This is a genomic window from Raineyella fluvialis, from assembly GCF_009646095.1.
Classification (GTDB): Bacteria; Actinomycetota; Actinomycetes; order Propionibacteriales; family Propionibacteriaceae; genus Raineyella; species Raineyella fluvialis.
The window spans coordinates 1953873-1972988 of the sequence record NZ_CP045725.1; the positions used below are offsets into that span (position 1 = coordinate 1953873).

Here is a 19116-nt window from a genome sequence, read left to right on the forward strand (position 1 = left end):
TCAAGGTCACGCTGCGATCTCGGTGCGATCACCGTACGATCACGGGTCTCGCGCCTCGGGCAACCCGTCTCAAAGGCGGCGAACGGGCGGTCGCGCGGTGCGAGGACGGTGTCGGGCGGGCAACGACCGGGTGAATTCTTCCGGCGTGCCGCTCAGTGGAACTCTTCGGACTCCTCGGCCGTGTAGAAGAGGCCGAGGTCGTCGTCCCGGAGTGCCTCGACGGGGACGGTGAGCAGTCGTTCCCGGTGGATCCGCCTGGTCACCTCGGCCTCCGCGGCGAAGGCCGCCAGTTGGTCCACCACCCCGGCCTGCGCGAGCACCTCCTTGGCCTGTCCGAAGAGGGCCTCGTCGCCGCAGAGGAAGGCGCTCTCGTTCCACACCTTGCAGGCGACCATGGCGTGGAAGTCGGCCAGGGCTGTTTGGGTGCGCAGCGTCGCCAGGGACTTGACGACGTAGTCGATCTCCTCGCGGAAGCCAGGGCTGCGTAGGTAGAAGTACTTCTTGGCGTAGATCGCCTCGTCGAGCGCCTCGAGGAGCCCCGCCGGGGCGTCGTCACCGATCAGGACGACGATGTCGAGGTCGGAGCCCTGGACGAGGATCCCGGTGGAGCGCTCGGGGCGGAGTACGTCGTGGGCCATCCCGTAGACGATGTCGCCGGCGATGGCAACGCAGAAATGGGGCGCCAGCTCCGGATCGGCCAGGAAGGTCCGGGTGAGGTCGTCCATGATCCGCCGAGCGGTGTAGAGCTTGCGACGGCTCACCTGGGCGATGTGGTCGGCCAACTGCGCCGCCGCCTCGTCCAGCGCTGCCGGCTCGTCCGCCGGCCCGACGACCGTGTAGGTGAGGAACTCGCGCAGGATCGAGGGGGAGAGCCGTACGTACCCCTCGAGCTTGAGGTCGAGACGTACGTAATGCCGGCCGACCACCCGATGGGCGAGCCGCGGGTCGCCCATGCACGCCTTCCACAGCGGGATGCCTCCGGTCCCCAGCACCTCCTGCAGCTGGGAACCGGTCTGCGGCCCGCGCGAGGCGACCGTACGCAGCGCCCGCTCCGCCAGCTCGGTGAGCGCGCGGTCGGGGGACGACATCGGTCAGCCGATGGTGGCGCGAACGACGGCGGCGATCGACTCGGCGTAGCGGTTGGTGACATCGACGGTCGGTCCCTCCACCATGACGCGGCAGAGGTTCTGGGTGCCGGAGTAGCGCACCAGCACCCGGCCCCGGCCGCCCAGCTCGGACTCGGCCGTGGCGATGGCGGTGACGAGCTGGGGGATGGTGTCGATCTCCGGCTTGCTGGTGACGTCGATGTTGAGCAGCACCTGCGGGAAGACGTCCATCGCCGCGGCCAGCTCGGACAGCGGCTTGCCGGTCCGCAGCATCGTGGCCACCAGTTGGAGGGCGGTGAGCTCGCCGTCACCGGTGGTGTGGTGGTCGAGGAAGATGACGTGTCCGGAGTCCTCGCCGCCGAGGTTCGCCCCCAGTCGGCGCATGTCCTCGAGGACGTAGCGGTCGCCGACCTTGGCTGCGTGGTGCTTGTAGCCGTACTTCTCGCAGGCCAGCACCATGCCCAGATTGCTCATTACGGTCGACACCAGGAGGTCGTTCTTCAGCCTGCCCTCGGCGTGCAGCTGGTTGGCGCAGACGATGAGGATCTGGTCGCCGGTGATCTCGTTGCCGAGCTCGTCGACGGCGATCAGCCGGTCGCCGTCGCCGTCGAAGGCCAGACCGACATTGGCGCCGGTGCGCAGCACCTCTGCCCGCAGGTCCTGGGTGTGCTGGGAGCCGCAGTTGTCGTTGATGTTGTAGCCGTTGGGCTCATCGTGGATGACGGTGACGTCGGCGCCCAGCTCACGGAAGATCGCCGGACCCACCTGGTAGGTCGCGCCGTTGCCGGTGTCGAGGACGACCTTGAAGCCCTCCATGGACAGGTCGCGGGGGAAGGTGTTCTTGAGGAAGACGGTGTAGCGACCGACGGCATCGTCGAGGCGGTGGCCGCTGCCCAGGTCGTGCGGGGCGGCGACCAGAGCGTCGAGCCCGTCGCCGAGGATCAGCTCCTCGATTTCCCGCTCGTCCTCGTCGGAGAGCTTGAAGCCGGTCCCCGCGAACACCTTGATGCCGTTGTCCTCGTACGGGTTGTGCGAGGCGGAGACGACGAAGCCGGCATCGGCGCGCATCGACTCGGTCATGTACGCGATGCCCGGGGTGGGCAGCACGCCGACCATCTCGACATTGCCACCCATCGAGGTCACGCCGGCCTCGAGGGCGCCCTCCAGCATGTCGCCGGAGATCCGGGTGTCCTTGCCGATGACGATCCGCACCCGGTGTCCTGCGGGCTTGTCCCGGCTCACCACATGCGTGACGGCCTGCCCCAGCCGGAACGCGGTGATCGCGTCCATCGGATACTTGTTGGCCTCGCCACGGATGCCGTCGGTGCCGAACAACTTGCCCATCTGCTGTGTCTCCTTCTGGTGCCGGGTCATTCACCCGACGGTGTTCCTGCTGGCACCCACCCGACCTGCCTCGCGGGTGCTCATCGGTCGCCTGCCCTGGTCGTGTGCGCGGCCATGTCCTGTCGGGGCCGGGTTGGGGTCCGGGGCCCGACCTGCCGCGGTGATTGTGTCAGTCGGCCTCGAAGAGGCCCATGTCCGGGACGAGTGCGGCCGCCCGGCGGCACGTGTCGTCGATCATCGCCTGGAGCCAGGCCGTGCCCGCCTCCTTCGCCGGGGACTCGAGTGCCTGGACGGCCGCGATGTAGCCGGTGCCGGCCTGCGCCGCGGCGGTGAGCGGGCCGACGAGAGCGGCCGGCGCCTGGCGAAGGTGGCCGGGCACCTGGTCCGGCGCACAGGACGCCAGGAGGTCGGCGTGCCGGTCGACGAGTTGGCGGCGGCCGTCGGTGTCCGGCTCGATCGTCGCGATCAGGGCGGCCAGCCGCTTCGTACGCTCCGCACGGGCTCCGGCCAGCACCTCCAGCGCACCCTCCAGCATGAGGGGGCCGAACTCCTGCTGGGCGAAGAACGGAGTCCGGACCGTGCGGTACCACGCCTCGAGGGCGACCAGGCCGGCGAGGTAGCCGAGGTTCTTCTCCAGCAGTGGCGCGAGGCGCTTGTAGCGCCGGGGGGTGTTGGGCCGGCTCACCCCGTCGGGGGCCGGGGTGAGGACCAGCAGACCGTCCTCGCGGACGTCGTCGCGCAGGATCGATCCGGCGCCGACGACCGTGCCGAAGCCGACCTGGACCGGGCCGACGGTGCCGCCCTGGCCGCCCAGGAAGATCGCGGGCTGGTCGAGCATCACGCCGCGCGCCACGTCGCCGAAGGTCGAGGCGGTCGTCTTGTTGCCGTCCGGGGTGAAGTTGAAGTGGATGTAGGCGGAGCCGACCTCCGAGTGGTCCTTGCGACTGGTGCCGCCGGCCATCAGGACGTCGCAGAAATTGATCAGGCTGCCCAGCGTGACGAACGGGAAGAGGATCGTCTGCTTCAGGCCCACCGTGTGGGCGCCGCTGGCCTGCTCCTCCAGCAGCGTGCCCTCCCGGACGTGGGCACCGAGCCCCATCGAGGAGCCCTCGAGGAACACCGCGTGGTCGAAGTAACCGGCCTTGAGTCGTACGCCCGGGCCGAGCCGGCAGTCCCGCACGGTGGCAGGGCCCTCCTCGCCCAGGTGGACGCCCGCGGAGATGACGGTCGCGGCACCGTGGAGGCGGCAGCCGGGGTGGATCGTCACGCCGTCGGAGGAGATCCGGTCGAGATCGACGTCGTCGCCGATGTCGAGGCTCCAGGGATTGGGGATGTCGACACCACGCTCGATGAGCTGCATGGCCTTGTCGAAGCCGCGGGGCTTCCCCTGCATGGACGATCCTCCCACCGCCGGCGGGCGCCGGCCGGGTCGAGTCTAACTGCGCGGCACCTGCTGCGCCGCATCGTCGCGGTAAGGGCACAGCCGGGCCGCAGCCGGGCCATCGCCACGCAGCGCCTGCGGCCAGGGGGTGGCACGGTGGGAGAAAAGTGTCATAGGGCAGCCCTATGGAACGTTTCTGGCACTGTGCCCCCTGTCGAACGGTGCGAGTGCGGCAGGGCATGCGGTAGGGCATGCGGCAGGGCATGCGGCAGGGCGGTGTGCCGGCGTCAGCGCACCAGCCCGGTCTGGTAGGCGATCACCACCAACTGGGGCCGGTCCCGGGCCCCGAGTTTGGCCATGATGTGGCTGACATGGGTCCGGGCGGTGGCGGTGCTCACCACCAGCCGGTCGCCGATCTCCGCGTTGTTGAGCCCCTCACCGACAAGGGCGAGCACCTCCTGTTCCCGCTCGGTCAGCACGGCGAGGCGCCCGTCGGAGCGTACGGTCGGGGTGGCGCCGGTGAACGAGGCGATGACCGTACGGGTGACGCTGGGGGACAGCAGGGACGAGCCGCCCGCCGCGAGGCGGATGCCGCGCAGGATGTCGTCCGGCTCGGAGTCCTTGACCAGGAAGCCGGCGGCGCCGGCCTGGAGTGCGGCGAAGACGTACTCGTCGAGCTCGAAGGTGGTCAGCACCACCACCCGGGTCGAGGTGCAGGTGGGATCCGCCCCGATCCGGCGCAGGGCGGCGATGCCGTCCAGTTCGGGCATCCGGATGTCCATCAGCACGACGTCGGGATGCAACTCCTGGACCCGTGCCACCGCCTCCACCCCGGTGCCCGCCTCCGCGACCACCGACATGTCGTGTTCGGCGTCGACCAGGGCCCGCAGGCCCATCCGAACCAACGGCTGGTCGTCGGCGATGAGGACCGTGATGGGACTGCTGGGCTGCTCGTCGGTCATGATCTCTCTATACCTGCCAGGGTGCCGCGGAGGTCGGTGTCACGGATCCCGGCGTGGCGGTGCGCCCGAGCGGCAGGTCCGCCCGGATGGCGACGCCACCGGGCCCGGCGTCGTCGATGGTCAGCACGCCGCCGAGCGTGGCGACCCGCTCGCGCATGCCGCGCAGGCCGTTGCCCTCGACGATCCGATGGGCCGGCGCCGGTCCACCGTTGCGCACCTCGATCCGCAGCCGGTCACCGCTGCGGCCGATCGTGATGTCCACCGGTGTGCCCGGGGCGTGGCGGACGGCGTTCGTCAGGCCCTCCTGGATGATGCGGTAGGCGACCTGCTGGACCGGGGTGGGAACGCCGGCCACCAGTCCGGGAGTGCGGTGCAGGGTGATCGCCGCCCCACCGGCGATGAGCGGCGCGACCAGGTCGTCGAGCCGATCCAGCGTCGGGCCGGGTGCGAGCGGTGCCGCCTCCTCGGGATCCCGGAGGATGCCGAGGGTCCGGCGGACATCGGTGAGGGAGTCCTTGGCGCTGGTCCGGATCGCCTCCAGGGAAGCGCGCGCCTGTGCGGGGTCGTCGTCGAGGAATCGCAACGCCACCCCGGCCTGCAGGGAGATCGTCGACAGGCTGTGCCCGACCACGTCGTGCAGGTCCTGGGCGAGCCGGAGCCGCTCCTGGTAGGCGACGCGCTGCATCTCCTCCTCGTGCGCCTGCCGACGGACACTGACCTGGCTGCGCCGCATCTCGCTGATCAGGGTCGGCACGAGGATCGCCGCGAAGCCGAAGATGATCGCCGGGTAGAGCCAGGCACTGGTCAGGCCGAGGTAGGGCTGGCGCCAACCGACGGCCCACAGCATCGGCACCAGCGCCAGCACCCACGCGGTCCACGAGCGGCCGGGACGGCTGCCGGAGAGGGCCACCAGCGCGATCGCGGGGGCCGGTAGGGCGAACGGCAGCGATCCACCGGCCAGCAGATAGGCCGTCACGCCGGCCAGGACCAGCACGTAGGCCAGCCGGGGCCGGACGTAGCGCAGCAGGAGGCCGACGCCCACCGCGACGCAGGCGCCGACGAGCAGCGGCAGCCAGGGGGACTCGACCAGTGCCTGCGCCCAGGGGCCGGTCGGGTCGGGATAGCGGGGGTCGTACGGGTCGTACCGCCCGGGCATCATCGACTGGCCGCGCATGTGGGAGCGCATGCTGCGCTGCGCCGTCGAGGGCAGGGCGGCGACGAGCATCAACCAGGCCACGACGACGGCGCTGACCACGGCGGTGATCGCCCGGTGCCGGGCATGGAAGCGTCCATCGGGGGAGTCCGGCCCCGAGGCGGGCAGGCCGGGGCGCAGTTCCATGCTTCCGATCGTACGGAGGGAACCGAGGGGGCACCATCGCCGCGGCGACGTAGGTTTCGGCGGCGGCGTACGTCACCGCGATGGGTCGGCGTACGTCGAGGGGCGTACGTGAAGTGCCGCCCGCGGGCCGATGTGCGACGTGGAGGTCCGACGCAGACTGGAGTCATGTTCAACTCGCTGCTGCCCTTGGTGATGCCGGGCTACTACGGCGGGCCCGGCGGCCCCATGATGGGTCATGGAGCTTACGGCCACCACATCTTCGGAGGGATTCTGATGTTCATCGGCCCGCTCATTCTCGTCCTGGCGCTGATCTACCTGTACAAGCGGGCGGAGCGTCGTGGGACGCCGCTCTTCGGCTGGAGTGAGGGTCGCCCCGAGGGTGCCCCCGGTCATCCGCACCCGCACCACCATGGGCCGTTCGCCCCGCCGGCCCCCGAGGACGAAGCGCTGCGTACGCTCGCCAATCGCCTCGCCGCCGGCGACATCAGTCCGGAGGACTACCAGGCGCGGGTCAACATCCTGCGCGCCACCAAGGCCCAGGGCGACGACCCCACCGCGGGCATGCCGTACATGGGCCCCGAGGACAAGACCACCCCGGGAGAGGGCGGCCAGTCATAACCCCCTGGGGTCTCCCAGGAGCAGGTCCTGTCATGTGGGAAGGGCGGGACGCCAGAACGATCGGGCTCTCCGGCACGTGCCGGAGAGCCCGATCGTGTGTCGGGGCGGTCGTGGTGGGTCACCCTGAGCCGGACCCGCTGCCGGTCTCTGTCCCGCACTTGCAGGAGCAGCCCGGATTGTTGCTGCGCAGGGTATTGGCGGCTGGGAGTTCCGGCTCCTCGAACCGCTTCGCTGGTGGTTGGTCATTCTTGGCCATGTCAGCCTCTCCTTGGAACGAAATGATGGAGGTCAGTAGCCCCCGATGCCGGTACCGAGGCCTGCGCTGGGGGAGGTGCAGGTGCACCAGCAGTCCTCTCGAGAGCGCAGGTCCGATTCGGGGAGGATCGGCGGCTCGAACTGCCGCGCGACCTTCACGTCGAGCGTGACGGGCTCGCCGTTGACGGTGACCTGTACGCGGATCGGGTCTGTGGGCCGATCGCTCGGGGAGTCACCGGGTGTCGATGTCGTCATGGGTCGTCACCCCCTCAGACCTGTGAGCTTGACACTCGGCGCCTCCAGCTTGTGCCAGAGATCGGTGTCCGTCGGGTCGCGGTCCGGGCGCAACCGGGTGTAGAGGGCGGACAGTTCCACGGTGCTGGTGGAGTCCAGCGTGATGGCTCCGGTCGGACAGACCACCATGCACTGGCTTTCGCCGTGGAAGCCGAAGCATTCCGTGCAGGTGGCACTGTCGACCACCGGTCGCTCGGGGCCGGGGCGGATCGCCTGGGTGGGACATTCCCATTCGCAGGCCCCGCAGCGAATACAGGTCGTGCCGATGCTGGCGGCCATGATTACTCCTTCTTCGTCAATCCGAGCGCGTCATCAACCCCGCCGCGACCAGCTTGGCCACGAACAGATCGCGATGATGGGCGAGATTGCTCGGCGGTTCGTCCGGATAGCTGCGGGACAGTTCCGCCAGGACTTCATCGTCGGACTTGTCGGCATACAGTTGATAGATTTCGGCACCGCTGCCGGCCAAGGTGTAAATGTCCCCCGACACCGGTTCGCAGACCACCAGGGAATCGTCGAGCCATTCATGGAACACCCCCGGGGAATGTTGATACCTCATGGGTTGCTCCGCAGTGTCGGCATTCCGAGCATGACCGCCGGCGTGCTCGAGCCGTCGATGGAGGGATCGGCCCATTCGTTCCGCCGGGCCGCGGGCACCTCCCCGGTCGAACGCCAGGCCTTGACTTCGAACGTGCGGCGAAGGTAGCTGCAGAAGATGGGTGCCGCCTCGTCGTAGTGGCCGGTGAACGAGTAATGAATGCCCCGGCATCCGCCGCCGCAGCCACGTTGGATGATGCAGGTCCGGCAGGTCGGCAGGACGTCGGACGTCGAGGCCTGGGCCTTCTGCAGGATCGGGTCCGTGGCGTACAGGGTCGCGATGGAGGTGTCACGGATGTTGCCCGCCCGGAGTTCCGGGTACTGCAGGAGCTTGCAGGGATAGACCCAGCCCTCCGGATCGACCGACACCTCGCTCAGCCCGGCCCCGCAATGGTCCCGTACGTCTCCCTTGCCGGACGGCGTGGACTCCTCTTCGGTGGCTCCTGGCGTGCCGGGCCGGCTGGCGCCGGAGACCTGCGCCATCTGGTCACTCAGGCCCAGGAGCTGGTTGGCGCTCAGCTCGTCACCGCGGCTGGTGCCGCCACGGCCCATCGGGAACTGCGGCACGATCTTGTGCATCCCGATCCGCTTGGCCCGCCGCAACCCGACCAGTGCGGCCAGGTCCTCGATCCCGTGCCGGGAGAGCACGCTGTTGATGTCGACCGAGACGCCGGCCTCGAGCAGCAGGTCGATCGCCCGGATCGCCTTCTCCCAGGATCGATGGCCGCGAATGCGGTCGTGGTGCTCCGGAATGAGGTGGTCGAGACTCACGGTGACCAGATCGAAGATCGATGCCACCCGGTCGATGTTGTGGACGTTGATGAACGCGCCGTTGGTGATGACATTGGTCCGCAGCCCTTTGGATTTGCTGTAGGCCGCGAGTTCCAGCAGGTCCCGACGGGAGAAGGGCTCACCACCGGTGAACACGAACGTCTGCGCGCCCGCCGCGTGGGCCTGGTCGATGACCGCCTTCCCCTCGTCGGTCGACAGTTCCTCGGCACGTGGTCGGGCAGCGTCCTGATAGCAGTAGGTGCAGCGCAGATTGCACTTCTGGGTGGTGATCCAGTAGACCGTCCCGAGCGGTGCGTCAGGGTGGACCACGGGCTGCAGTGCCGGCTCGTGGTCGAGATACAGCAGGCGGCGCAGCACGAGTTTCTCCGCCGTCCTGATCAGGGGTTCGCCGGTTTCACCCAGAGGGGTGTGGCGCGCCACGTAGTCGCGTAGGCCCTGCCGGTCACGGCCGGCGCGGAGCCATCGCAACATCGCCGCTGCCGCGGGATCGATCCGGTGCCATACGTTGAAAGCTGGGTTGTACCCCAGGACGTTGTCCCCTCGGCAGATCAGTGACAGTCGGGCGGGGACGAGCAGCCGCTCCAGAAACTGCTCGTCCCCGACCTCGGCCGTAGCCACTGCGGGGGGCAGGTCAACCCTTGCCGCCGCCACTTCCGGTTTCCTCTCCACACTTGCACGAGCAGCCCGGATCACTCCGAAGCGCGTTGGGATCCGGCAGTTCCGGTTCCTCGAACTGCTTCGAAGGTGGAGTGTTCTTCTCGGCCACTGTTCCTCCTTTTCGTACGTGACCGGCGGGATTCTCCGGTCGCTGTGACTCAGTTCGCCGAGGTGTCTTTCTCGGCGACACCGGGAACTAGCCGCCGGAGCCGCCGCCGGCCTTGCTTCCGCAATCGCACAGGCAAATGTCGGATCGCATGAGATTCGGCTCGTTCAGAGTCGGTGGCTCGAACTGCTGGCGGGTCACTTTGACGTCGACGCGGATCGGGTCATTCTGCGGATCCGTCGGCGTCTTGCTGGGTTCCGTCACGAGGTATTCACTTCCTCTCCTTGTGAGGTCGATCACATGCCCACGATTAAAGGGGGCCGGATGGGCGGCTGTCAACCAGTTCCGGCTGCCATTGATAAGGGGGATCAAAAGTCGATGAATTCCTGTGGATCAAAAGTCGATACTTTCCTGTGGGCCTTCCGCCGACCGTCTGCCCGTGCTCACCCCTCGAGGCGAGGGCGGCCGCACGACGTCAAGCACCTCGCATCCCGTGCGGCTGGCACTGTCGCTGTCTGCGACGCTCAGGTCGGGACGGTGCGTGAGATCGTCACAGGAACAGGTCCTGCGTCCGAGCGGTGCGCTGAGGCAGCAGGAGCGATGGTCGCGATATCGGCGCGGGTTCTGGATAGCCTGTGGCCATGAGCGATGCCAACGAGGTCATCCGTGCGGGCTACACCTTCGCCAGCGACGCCATCGAACTGGGCGTCCTCGTCGACGAGGGGACCCCATTGCCCGACATCACCATCCGGCTCGCGCTGAGCATGCTGAACCGGCACGGGCTGGTCGCCGGTGCGACGGGCACCGGCAAGACGAAGACGCTGCAGCTCATGGCGGAGCAGATCTCCGCCGCCGGCGTCCCCGTGTTCGCCGCGGATCTCAAGGGCGACCTGTCCGGCGTGGCGGCCCCCGGCGTGGCGAATGAGAAGCTGCTCGCCCGGACGGCGGCGATTGGGCAGAAGTTCGTCCCTGCCGCGTGCCCGGTGGAGTTCTACGCCCTGGGCGGTCAGGGCAAGGGCGTGCCGCTGCGCGCCACCGTCACGTCGTTCGGGCCGCTGCTGTTGTCGAAGGTGCTCGGGCTCAACGCCACCCAGGAGTCGTCCCTCACCCTCGTCTTCCATTACGCCGACACCAAGGGCCTGCTGCTGCTCGACCTCAAGGACCTCAACGAACTGCTGAAGTTCCTCGTCTCCGATGAGGGCAAGCCGGAGCTCGCCGACCTCGGTGGCCTCTCGAAGGCGACCGTCGGCGTCATCCAGCGCCAGCTCTCGGCGCTGTCCGCGCAGGGCGGCGAGGAGTTCTTCGGTGAGCCGGAGTTCGAGACCGAGGACCTGCTGCGCCTCGCGCCGGACGGGCGCGGCCTCATCTCGCTGCTCGAACTGCCGGACCTGGCGCAACGGCCCGCCCTGTTTTCCACCTTCCTGATGTGGTTGCTCGCGGACCTCTACCAGCACCTGCCGGAGGCCGGCGACCTGGACAAGCCCAAGCTCGTGTTCTTCTTCGACGAGGCGCACCTGCTGTTCGAGGGCGCCTCGAAGGCGTTCCAGGACGCCATCGAGCAGACCGTACGACTCATCCGGTCCAAGGGCGTGGGCGTCTTCTTCGTCACCCAGTCGCCGAAGGACGTGCCCGAGGACGTCCTGGCCCAGCTCGGGTCGCGCGTCCAGCACCAGTTGCGCGCCCACACCCCGAACGACGCGAAGGCGCTGAAGGCGGCGGTGGCGACGTACCCGAAGACCGACTACGACCTGGCCGAACGGCTCCAGCAGCTCGGCATCGGTGAGGCGATCGTCACCGTCCTCAACCCCGACGGCGCCCCCACGCCGGTGGCCTGGACCCGGATGCGGGCGCCGCAGGCGTCGATGCAGCCGCTCGACGCTCCGGCGATGGATACTGCGGTGGCCAACTCCCCCAGCAGGCGCGCTACGGCAGCGCCATCGACCGCGAATCGGCGTACGAGGTGCTCCGCGCCAAGCTCGAAGCAGGAGCGGCGGCCGCCGCCGCGGAACAGTCCGCTGCGGAGCAGGCGAAGGCGGATGCCGAACGGGCCAAGGCTGAGGCGGCGCAGGAGAAGGCGGACGCCGCCGCCCAGCGGGAGGCCGAGCGAGGCTCCCGCGCGGAGCCGGAACGTACGCCACCGGCCCGCTCGACCCGGCGGGAGAAGTCCCTGATCGAGGAGATCAGCCAGAACACGCTGGTGCGTCAGGTCGCCCGGTCGGCGGCTCGGGAGATCGCCCGGTCACTGTTCGGGACGGGCCGGCGACGCTGAGGGCTCGGCGAAAGTCCGTCGGGCCCTCTCTCGCCCGATAGGATTCTTTTGTGCTGACAAACGAACAACCGGTCGCCTCGTCGTCACGCGGTGCGCGGATCTGGGGTCTGGTCCCGGTCGTTGCCCTGCTGCTGATGGCGCTGGTGCTGCGGGCACCCGTCGCGGTCGTGCCGCCGCTGCTGCCGCAGTTCCAGTCAGCGCTGCACCTGGACACGATCCAGGCGGCCCTGCTCACCAGCATCCCGGTGCTGTGCTTCGGTCTGCTCACCCCGCTGGTCTCCCAACTGGTGCACCGGATCGGCATCAACCATGCCGTGAGCTGGGGACTCGTCGCGGTGATCATCGGTTCCCTGGTCCGGGTCGAGGGCACAATCGTCGGACTGTACGCGGGGACCCTGCTGATCGGGCTCGGGCTGACCATCGGCAATCTGGGCATGCCGATGCTGATCAGCCGCCAGTACCGGCACCGCGCCGCGCTGCTCACCGGCGCGTCCTCGGCGACGATCAACATCGCGGTGACTTTGGCCACGGCGACGGCCGTCCCGGTGGCGATGGTCGTCGGCTGGCAGCGCTCCTCGGCCCTCTGGGGCACGATCATCGGCGGCGCCGCGCTGGTCGTCTGGCTGATCGTCTACCCGCCCGGTCTCCGCGGCGCGCGAGGAGTCTTCCGCCGTCATGCCGGGCAGGAGGCGCCGGCGCAGACCGTCCGTCAGGGCCGGGCCCAGCTGCGCACGGCCGGCCCCGGGGCCCCGCTGCTGCGCTCGCCTCTGGCCTGGCTGCTCGCCGCGGCCTTCTCCGGCCACACCTTGGCCTATTACGCCGTGACGTCCTGGCTGCCGCGGGCCTTGGTCGACCTCCGTGGCCTGAGCGCGAGCTCGGCGGGTGTCGGGGCCTCGATCTTCCAGGCGGCCGGCATCGTGGGACCGTTCGTGACGTCCTGGCTGGTCGACGGGCGCCACTGGTCGCTGACCCGCACCGCCCTACTGGTGGGAGCCAGCTGGGCGGTGCTCCCGCTGGGCATCGTGCTCGCTCCCGCAGGCTGGATGGCCTGGAGCTTGCTCGGCGGTCTGGCGCAGGGTGCCTTCTTCACCCTGGTCTTCGTCATCGTCGTACGCCGCACGCGCACAGTCGACGACAACCGGCGCCTCACCGCAATGGTGCAGACCATCGGCTACTCGGCCGCAGCGACCGGACCGGTGGTGATGGGGTGGGTCCACGACCACCTGCACGCATGGGGTCCCTCGTTCCTGGTGGTGCTGGTGGCGGTCGTCGTGATGGTGGTGACCGTGATCGGGGCGGCGAGGGATCGGGGCCGTCTCTGGCTGGCTGAGCCTTTGCGGGAGCACGTCGACCATGAGTCGTAGGGGTCGGGGTCGCCCGGGATTATGCGGCGTTGATGGGGTTCGACGGGTCGGACGGTAAGGCGGCGTGTCGGTGGGCGGCGTTTCATCATGGCCTGTCGTCGGGCGACAACGATCACATTCACATCGTGGTCGGGTTGGTGCGTGAGGACGGTACGTGGGCGTCGAATTTCCGCTCGGTGCAGCGGTCGCAGGACGCGCGTCGGGCGTTGGAGAAGGCGTACGGGTTCGCGCCGGTGGGGGTGGTGGCGGCGCAGCGGGATTTCCAGGCGTATTCGATGGTCGATGTGCAGCGGGCGGCCACGGTCGGCCAGGACGGGTCGCGGGTGGTGGGCGAGACCGATGTGGAGGCGTTGCGTCGGTTGATGTTGGGCGCGGCGACGCAGGCGACCTCGGAGGCGGGGTATGTGCGGGCGTTGTGGCGGGCGGGGGTGTTGTCCCGGCCCCGTTACGCGGCCGGGACCACGGATGTGGTGGTGGGGTATTCGGTGGCGCTGCGGCCGCAGGGCGACCAGGCGCCGTTCTGGTATGCGGCGGGCAAGGTCCACAAGAGTCTGACGTTGCCGAACGTGCGGTCGCGGTATGTCGATTCGCCGGAGGCGGCGGTGGAGGCGGCAGCGACGTGGGCCACGTATAACGGGGTCACGCCGGCCCCGACTCGCATGTCCGTGACTCACGGAATCCAGGGCCTCAATCGCCGCTGGTCCACTGAGTTACCGGCTTTATTGGATTAAGAGAGCGGATATGTCGTCGACGGAAGTCTGACTTAATCCTATCAGCGCTTCTAGACATCACACTCAGTCGACGCGCCTCATCGTAGTTCTCAGCCTCCTTCAGTTCGTCAAGTATCTGGCGAACTACTGTCGAATTCATGCGCCGAGAGAGCTCAAGTCCCAGCGTTGATGGGAAGAGATGCTGGTAGGTCCGGCGAACCTGAGCCATACTTGGTGCCAAGGTGAAGAAGTTCAGAAGAAAGTCGGGTCGCATCATGTAGCGCGCACCGGCGTGGTCAGCGACAACTTCACGTGTGTGACTTAACACTCGAGTCTCTGTTGTGAGCCACCATGTATGATGGCCAAAGACCGTTGCACCTGAATCCTCGCCGTTGGCAGAGCGTTTTCCGTAGACAGCGTGAACCATCATCGCGTCGTTTTCAGCCAATTCAAACTTGGTCTTCTCTGCGAGCAGTGCCTCAGTCAGCATTTGAACCTGACTGGCATCGGTGATCTTCTCCAAGGTGGTCCGGGATTCATACTCCATGCCGAACTTTGCCAGCAGATACAAGCGTATATCTTCTTCTGCAGTCGGCTTATGAAGGGTTCTGTAGTCACAGAATTGATCGATAAAGGCTGGCCACGAGTTGGGTCAATGATCGGCAGTACGGTTGTAGAAGTAGCTGCGGATCATTATCTTGGGGATCTCGCCGTAAAGTTCGGTCGGCAGATGCCCTTCAACCCCTGAATAGTAGTGCTCGAATTCTCTATCCGCTGCTCTCAGGTGTGTAACAACTTCCTCCAGTACAGGTTCGGTAAGAATCAACCTAGCACCTGCCGACTGAGCCATGCCCAACAGGTTGGTGGCGGATTGATTCTCGCGATCCAGATAGCGTTCACTCATTGCTAGAACGAGAAGGTCAGTCCCAACATACAATGTGAAATTGGATGTCATATCTTCCAGGTATTCGACGACTTTAGGATCCTGACGTAGTACGAACAGCATCGAATAGGTCTTCGCAAGTCGGCGCAGGTATTCGCGCTCATCATCTCCGCCGTTATAGAGGCAATCCCTAACGGTGGCCAGTGTTGCGATGAAGAAGTTCTCCCGGAGGGCTGGGCCTGGAGAGGCTTCATCGACAGCCGACCGCACAGGTTCGTCGAGATCTGGCAGCGTAGGACTTGTTTCGCCACTCGATAGGAAGGCAGAGAATTGGAGTCCTCGACTTTCAAAGGTTTTCTGTAGGGCCACGAGTGCCGCCGAACCAACCCCCTTGGGGTTCACGCCTCCCTCGCAGTATTTTTCGGCCCTGGTGGTCAAATAGTCCACGACGCGGATCTGTAGCGCCTCGTCATCTGCGTTCCGGGCCGACAGCTGCTGGCGTGTCTCGAACGGTAAAGCAAATTCGTTGGACGCTTTATACCATCGAACCTGGCGACCTTGCTTGCCAGACTTGGCCGATAGTAATTTGAGCCGCGAGAGGATACGGTCGGTTGTGAGCAGTCCTTCAATCGAAGGCAGGACTTCGAGCACCCTGTTGAGGACATCCTGTGCCGACATTAGTTGGCCGTTGTCCGGATCGGTATCGTGGAGTGCCCATAGGGACAAGGCGTCAGTAACCGAATCCATGAAGGGCTCGTCTTCCTCGCGATCTGACTGCTGGCGCAAGAAGACGAAAACGGTCGGGTCTCGCATGTAGGCAGACTGGGTTGGGAGGGGCGCGCTCCCCAAGCTACGTAGATGCTCGAGGTAGTGGCCAAAATCCTCACGAAAAATGGCCTGGTGTCGGGAAGAGTCGTTCAAGTGAGCGATAATGTACTCGCGGTCCCTGATTCTGACGCCTACTGAGATTTCGTCTGATATTTCTTGCTCGATCAGATCGAGTTTCGGAACTTGCTGCGACGTTATGTACGTCAGTTGATGAACTGTTCGGCCATTCTTCTGAAGTGCGGCGATAGTCTTCTTTATCTTCGACTTTGCATCCTTTTCGATACTCGCCTGCAAGAAATGGGTGGGGCGATTTTCGATCTGAGAAGTGTTTCGGAGGATGATTCCATCTGCTCCGCCATCGTGCATGCCCCCCAGTGGCACGTAAGTGTGACCGAGGGTGGTCGCAATGAACGACTGGGCGAAAGCTTCGAAAGTCTGACCGTCCGTCTTTGCGAGGGCTACCTCGGCTTCGTTTCGAGTGATATGCATCCCGTCCTGTCCTCTCGTTGGTCCTTCTTGCCTGCGGGAGCGTTCGATGCGGATGATGGAATCGAGGAACTCTTGATGATCAGTAGTGTTCCGCGATGTAGTCGTAGGCGCGTTCGAAGAGTCCGTTGACGGTGTGGAGTTCGTATTTGCGTAGGACGACGCGGACGCCGCGGCGGACGGCGCGGTCGGCTTTCTGGGCGTTGAGCCAGTCGCGGTCGCCGGCGGTGATCTGGCTGACCAGGGCGTCGATGTCGGTCACGACCCGTTCGATCATGGTCGGGGTCTCGGGTGGGGCATACTCGCGGAAGATCTGGGTGAGGGCACCGATGTTCGGGTTGGGGAGCAGGTCCAGGCCGGTACGGCCCTGCTCGTCCTCGGCCTTCTCGGCGGCGGTGAGGTCTTTGGCGACGGTGAACAGTTCACGCAGCCATTCGATCGAGTTCTCCGCGGCGGTCAGGGTCCGTTCCCGCAGGCTGTCGAGGCGTTCGGCCAGGGACCGGTAGATGACGTGGTCGCCGTTGGGCCCGGCGATCCGCTTCTTGAGGCGGTTCGCGATGGTGTCGATGACCTCATCGGCGCTCTTGTGCTCCACGTCGGTGATGTCGGGCAGCAGGCCCTCCTCGGACAGGCGGCGGATGGTGTCGGCGTCGGCGATGACCACGGTGGGGTGGTCGGCGTCGATCGTGACCTCGCCCATGTGGGCGTGGACCAGCTCGAGGGTTTTCGCGCCGACCCGGGTCCAGACCACGTCGTCGTTGACGGTTGAGGGCTGCAGGGAGGCGTAGACCTTGGCGAGGAACCGGTAGGGGTCCTTGTGCGCCAGCAGGCGGGGGTGGGGGGCGACGGCCTCCCAGATGCCTTCCAGCATGTTGAACTCGGCAGCGAAGTCGTCCAGGTCTTCGGCGGGGACGCGTTGCTGGGCATCGATGAGGGTGGTCGCGCCGACGTGGGTGATGTCGAGGCCGGCGAAGCGGCGCATCGCCAGCTTCAGCCCGCCCTCGAAGGCGTCGATCAGCCCGTCGATGTCGATGCTGCGCTGTTCCTGGTCCGGGTTCGCGGGGGCCATCGCGCGGGCGAACCCATCGCCCAGGCCGACGTAGTCCACGACCAGGCCGTAGCGCTTCTCCTGGCCTGTCTGGGGGTTCTTCCAGGTCCGGTTGGTGCGGGTGATGGTCTGGAACAGGGTGTGCTTCTTCAGTGGCTTGTCCAGGTACATGACGCCCTCGATGGGGGCGTTGAAGCCGGTGCCCAGCTTGGCGGTGACGATCAGGAACTTCAGCGGGTCCCCGAAGGTCCGGAACCGCTTCAGCAGGTCCTCCTCCTGGGACTCGGTCAGCCCGTAGTCGTCCCAGTCCTTGTCGTCGTCCTTGCCCCCGACCCGGGTCATGTCGACCGCGGCCTCATCCAGCGCCTCCCCGGCGGTGTAGCGGGCCTGGAGGAGGCGGGTGAGTTCGCGGTGGTAGTCCACGCACGCTGCCCGGTCGTAGACGACGATCTGGGCCTTCATGCCCAGCGGGTCGACGGTGGAGTAGAAGTGCTCCACGATGTCGGCACACACCGCCTCGATGCGGGCCGGGTTGGAGAAGAACGTGCCGACCCGCGAGGCGCGCCGGCTGACGATGTCGGCTTCCTCCTCGGACAGGTTCTCCTCGGCGGCAAGCTCCTGGAACGCCTCGTCGAGCTTGTCCTTGTCGAGTTGGAAGCGCACCAGGCGGGGGGAGACGTGGATCGGGACGACGACGCCGTCGGCGATCGCCTGGTCGGAGGTGTAGGTGTGCAGGGCCTTGCCCGGGTCGTCGGGGTCGCCGAACGTGGCGAAGGTGTTGCGGTCCAGTTCGGCCAGCGGGGTGCCGGAGAACGCGAAGAACAGCGTGTTGGGCAGCGCGGCGCGCATCGTCAGGCCCAGCCCGCCTTCCTGGGTGCGGTGGGCCTCATCGACCAACACGACGATGTTGCGCCGGGTGTTCAGGTCGGCGGGGGCGCCGGCGAACTTGTGGACGGTGGAGAAGATCAGGCCCCGCTGGTCGGTGCCGCCGTGCTCCTTGTCGCCCAGCCTTGAGCGCAGATCGGTCGCGGTCGCCGGGGTCAGGAGGCGCGGCATGCCGGTGGTGCGGAACTGGTCCCACATCTGGTTGACCAGCTGCACCCGGTCGGCGATCAGCACGATCGTCGGATTCTCCAGCACCGGGTCGCGGAGGATCTTCGCGGCGGCGAACACCATCGCCAGCGTCTTGCCTGTGCCCTGAGTGTGGTAGATCAGGCCGCGGCGCTTGAGGCCGTCGTGGGCACGGGCGGCCATCAGCTGGACCGCGTCGTACTGCATGTAGCGGGCGATCAGCTTCTTCAACCCGCCACCCAGGTTGTCCTGCGGCTCCTCATACAGCGTGAAGTCATCCAGCAACGACAACACCGTGGCCGGCGCCAGCAGGCTGGAGACCGACTCCAGGACGTCGGCGAGCTTCGGGCCGGTGCGGGCCGGCCCCCACAGCTCCCAGAAGTCCAGCGGCGCCCCGGTCGCGCCGTAGGCGAGCTCCTTGCCCTCGGTGGCCGCGTTGAACACGTTCGGGACGAAGAACGCCGGCCATCCGGGCTGGTAGTGGTCGGCGACCTCACGGGCGCCCTTGAGCCAGGAGATCTTGCGGTCCACGGCGGTCTTGCACTCGATCACGACCAGCGGGATCCCGTTGACGTACAGCACGATGTCGAAGCGCGCCTTGCGCCCGACCGTTCCGTAGGTGACCTCATCGGCCACGACCAGCCGGTTGTTGCCCGGATGCTCCAGGTCGATCAGCCGGACCGGGACGTGGCGGGGCAGGCCAGCGAACTTGTGCGTCCGCAGCCCCCGCAACCACTGCGCCATCGCCCGGTTCGTCTCGACCAGCCCGTCGTCCTCGACCGCCAACGTCAGGGCCCGCAGCTCCTTCATGACCTCACCCGCCCGGCCCGGCTCCTGATCGATCAGCGGGTTCAGCCGTTCCAGCCCGGCCACGAGATCAGCCTCGAGGAACACCTGCTCGATCTCCCGGCCCAGCCGGTCGCCTGGGACGTGGGTCCAGCCAAGCTCGACCAGCCGGTCCACGATCGGCTGCTGCACCGAGTTCCGTTCGTCCAGGCCGGCCATG

Annotated in this window: 16 protein-coding genes and 1 pseudogene; 4 read left to right on the top strand and 13 right to left on the bottom strand. The window is 67.0% G+C overall.

From position 1 onward, the window contains the following. Positions 1 to 152 precede the first annotated feature (152 nt). The 5 genes from Rai3103_RS08855 to Rai3103_RS08875 form a co-directional block, all read right to left on the bottom strand. A complete protein-coding gene (locus Rai3103_RS08855) occupies positions 153 to 1088 on the bottom strand; it encodes a hypothetical protein (RefSeq protein ID WP_153572294.1) in 936 nt (311 codons plus the stop codon). Between the two features lie 3 nt (positions 1089 to 1091). After that, positions 1092 to 2480, bottom strand: a complete 1389-nt coding sequence (glmM, locus tag Rai3103_RS08860) for a phosphoglucosamine mutase (protein WP_228488811.1) — start codon at positions 2478 to 2480, stop codon at positions 1092 to 1094. Positions 2481 to 2619: 139 nt separating this feature from the next. Next, positions 2620 to 3843, bottom strand: a complete 1224-nt coding sequence (locus Rai3103_RS08865; protein WP_153572295.1) for a UDP-N-acetylglucosamine pyrophosphorylase — start codon at positions 3841 to 3843, stop codon at positions 2620 to 2622. 275 nt (positions 3844 to 4118) lie between these two features. After that, positions 4119 to 4793, bottom strand: a complete 675-nt coding sequence (locus Rai3103_RS08870) for a response regulator (protein WP_153572296.1) — start codon at positions 4791 to 4793, stop codon at positions 4119 to 4121. A gap of 7 nt (positions 4794 to 4800) precedes the next feature. Continuing rightward, positions 4801 to 6132: a sensor histidine kinase gene (locus Rai3103_RS08875; protein WP_153572297.1), complete on the bottom strand. Its 1332-nt coding sequence runs from the start codon at positions 6130 to 6132 to the stop codon at positions 4801 to 4803. Positions 6133 to 6297: 165 nt separating this feature from the next. Between Rai3103_RS08875 and Rai3103_RS08880 the strand changes: the two genes are divergently transcribed. Then, the gene (locus Rai3103_RS08880; RefSeq protein ID WP_153572298.1) at positions 6298 to 6750 is read left to right on the top strand and encodes an SHOCT domain-containing protein; all 453 of its coding nucleotides are present in this window, start codon (positions 6298 to 6300) and stop codon (positions 6748 to 6750) included. A gap of 288 nt (positions 6751 to 7038) precedes the next feature. Here Rai3103_RS08880 and Rai3103_RS08885 read toward each other — a convergent pair whose 3' ends face one another. From Rai3103_RS08885 to Rai3103_RS08905, 5 genes are all read right to left on the bottom strand, one after another. Beyond that, a complete protein-coding gene (locus Rai3103_RS08885) occupies positions 7039 to 7260 on the bottom strand; it encodes a hypothetical protein (RefSeq protein ID WP_153572299.1) in 222 nt (73 codons plus the stop codon). A 6-nt stretch (positions 7261 to 7266) separates the two neighbouring features. Next, positions 7267 to 7578: a 4Fe-4S binding protein gene (locus Rai3103_RS08890; protein WP_153572300.1), complete on the bottom strand. Its 312-nt coding sequence runs from the start codon at positions 7576 to 7578 to the stop codon at positions 7267 to 7269. 16 nt (positions 7579 to 7594) lie between these two features. Further along, positions 7595 to 7834: a PqqD family peptide modification chaperone gene (locus Rai3103_RS08895; RefSeq protein WP_153572301.1), complete on the bottom strand. Its 240-nt coding sequence runs from the start codon at positions 7832 to 7834 to the stop codon at positions 7595 to 7597. 20 nt (positions 7835 to 7854) lie between these two features. Continuing rightward, entirely contained in the window at positions 7855 to 9306 is a 1452-nt protein-coding gene (locus Rai3103_RS08900) for a radical SAM/SPASM domain-containing protein (protein ID WP_153572302.1), read from the bottom strand. Positions 9307 to 9541: 235 nt separating this feature from the next. Further along, positions 9542 to 9751, bottom strand: a complete 210-nt coding sequence (locus Rai3103_RS08905; protein ID WP_153572303.1) for a hypothetical protein — start codon at positions 9749 to 9751, stop codon at positions 9542 to 9544. A 341-nt stretch (positions 9752 to 10092) separates the two neighbouring features. On the opposite strand from Rai3103_RS08905, the pseudogene Rai3103_RS08910 reads away from it, so the two are divergent. From Rai3103_RS08910 to Rai3103_RS08920, 3 genes and pseudogenes are all read left to right on the top strand, one after another. Continuing rightward, positions 10093 to 11720 (top strand): annotated as a pseudogene (locus Rai3103_RS08910) (helicase HerA-like domain-containing protein). Between the two features lie 50 nt (positions 11721 to 11770). After that, complete coding sequence (locus Rai3103_RS08915; protein ID WP_153572304.1) at positions 11771 to 13084, top strand: MFS transporter; 1314 nt, start codon at positions 11771 to 11773, stop codon at positions 13082 to 13084. Positions 13085 to 13113: 29 nt separating this feature from the next. After that, a complete protein-coding gene (locus Rai3103_RS08920) occupies positions 13114 to 13815 on the top strand; it encodes a hypothetical protein (protein WP_153572305.1) in 702 nt (233 codons plus the stop codon). Here Rai3103_RS08920 and Rai3103_RS08925 read toward each other — a convergent pair. The 3 genes from Rai3103_RS08925 to Rai3103_RS08935 all read right to left on the bottom strand — a co-directional run bounded on the left by Rai3103_RS08925 (position 13772) and on the right by Rai3103_RS08935 (position 19115). After that, positions 13772 to 14365 carry a hypothetical protein gene (locus Rai3103_RS08925; protein WP_153572306.1) on the bottom strand — a complete coding sequence of 198 codons (594 nt, stop codon included), beginning with the start codon at positions 14363 to 14365 and terminating at the stop codon, positions 13772 to 13774. The genes Rai3103_RS08920 and Rai3103_RS08925 overlap by 44 nt on opposite strands. Positions 14366 to 14446: 81 nt before the next feature. Next, positions 14447 to 15994: a hypothetical protein gene (locus Rai3103_RS08930; RefSeq protein ID WP_194793065.1), complete on the bottom strand. Its 1548-nt coding sequence runs from the start codon at positions 15992 to 15994 to the stop codon at positions 14447 to 14449. A gap of 79 nt (positions 15995 to 16073) precedes the next feature. Then, positions 16074 to 19115, bottom strand: a complete 3042-nt coding sequence (locus Rai3103_RS08935; protein WP_153572308.1) for a type I restriction endonuclease subunit R — start codon at positions 19113 to 19115, stop codon at positions 16074 to 16076. Position 19116: the final 1 nt, after the last annotated feature.

Coding starts and splice junctions, on each gene's coding strand:
- Rai3103_RS08855 (WP_153572294.1), bottom strand. CDS start 1,088: ATGTCGTCCCCCGACCGCGCGCTCACCGAGCTGGCGGAGCGGGCGCTG.
- glmM (WP_228488811.1), bottom strand. CDS start 2,480: ATGACCCGGCACCAGAAGGAGACACAGCAGATGGGCAAGTTGTTCGGC.
- Rai3103_RS08865 (WP_153572295.1), bottom strand. CDS start 3,843: ATGCAGGGGAAGCCCCGCGGCTTCGACAAGGCCATGCAGCTCATCGAG.
- Rai3103_RS08870 (WP_153572296.1), bottom strand. CDS start 4,793: ATGACCGACGAGCAGCCCAGCAGTCCCATCACGGTCCTCATCGCCGAC.
- Rai3103_RS08875 (WP_153572297.1), bottom strand. CDS start 6,132: ATGGAACTGCGCCCCGGCCTGCCCGCCTCGGGGCCGGACTCCCCCGAT.
- Rai3103_RS08880 (WP_153572298.1), top strand. CDS start 6,298: ATGTTCAACTCGCTGCTGCCCTTGGTGATGCCGGGCTACTACGGCGGG.
- Rai3103_RS08885 (WP_153572299.1), bottom strand. CDS start 7,260: ATGACGACATCGACACCCGGTGACTCCCCGAGCGATCGGCCCACAGAC.
- Rai3103_RS08890 (WP_153572300.1), bottom strand. CDS start 7,578: ATGGCCGCCAGCATCGGCACGACCTGTATTCGCTGCGGGGCCTGCGAA.
- Rai3103_RS08930 (WP_194793065.1), bottom strand. CDS start 15,994: ATGCATATCACTCGAAACGAAGCCGAGGTAGCCCTCGCAAAGACGGAC.
- Rai3103_RS08935 (WP_153572308.1), bottom strand. CDS start 19,115: ATGGCCGGCCTGGACGAACGGAACTCGGTGCAGCAGCCGATCGTGGAC.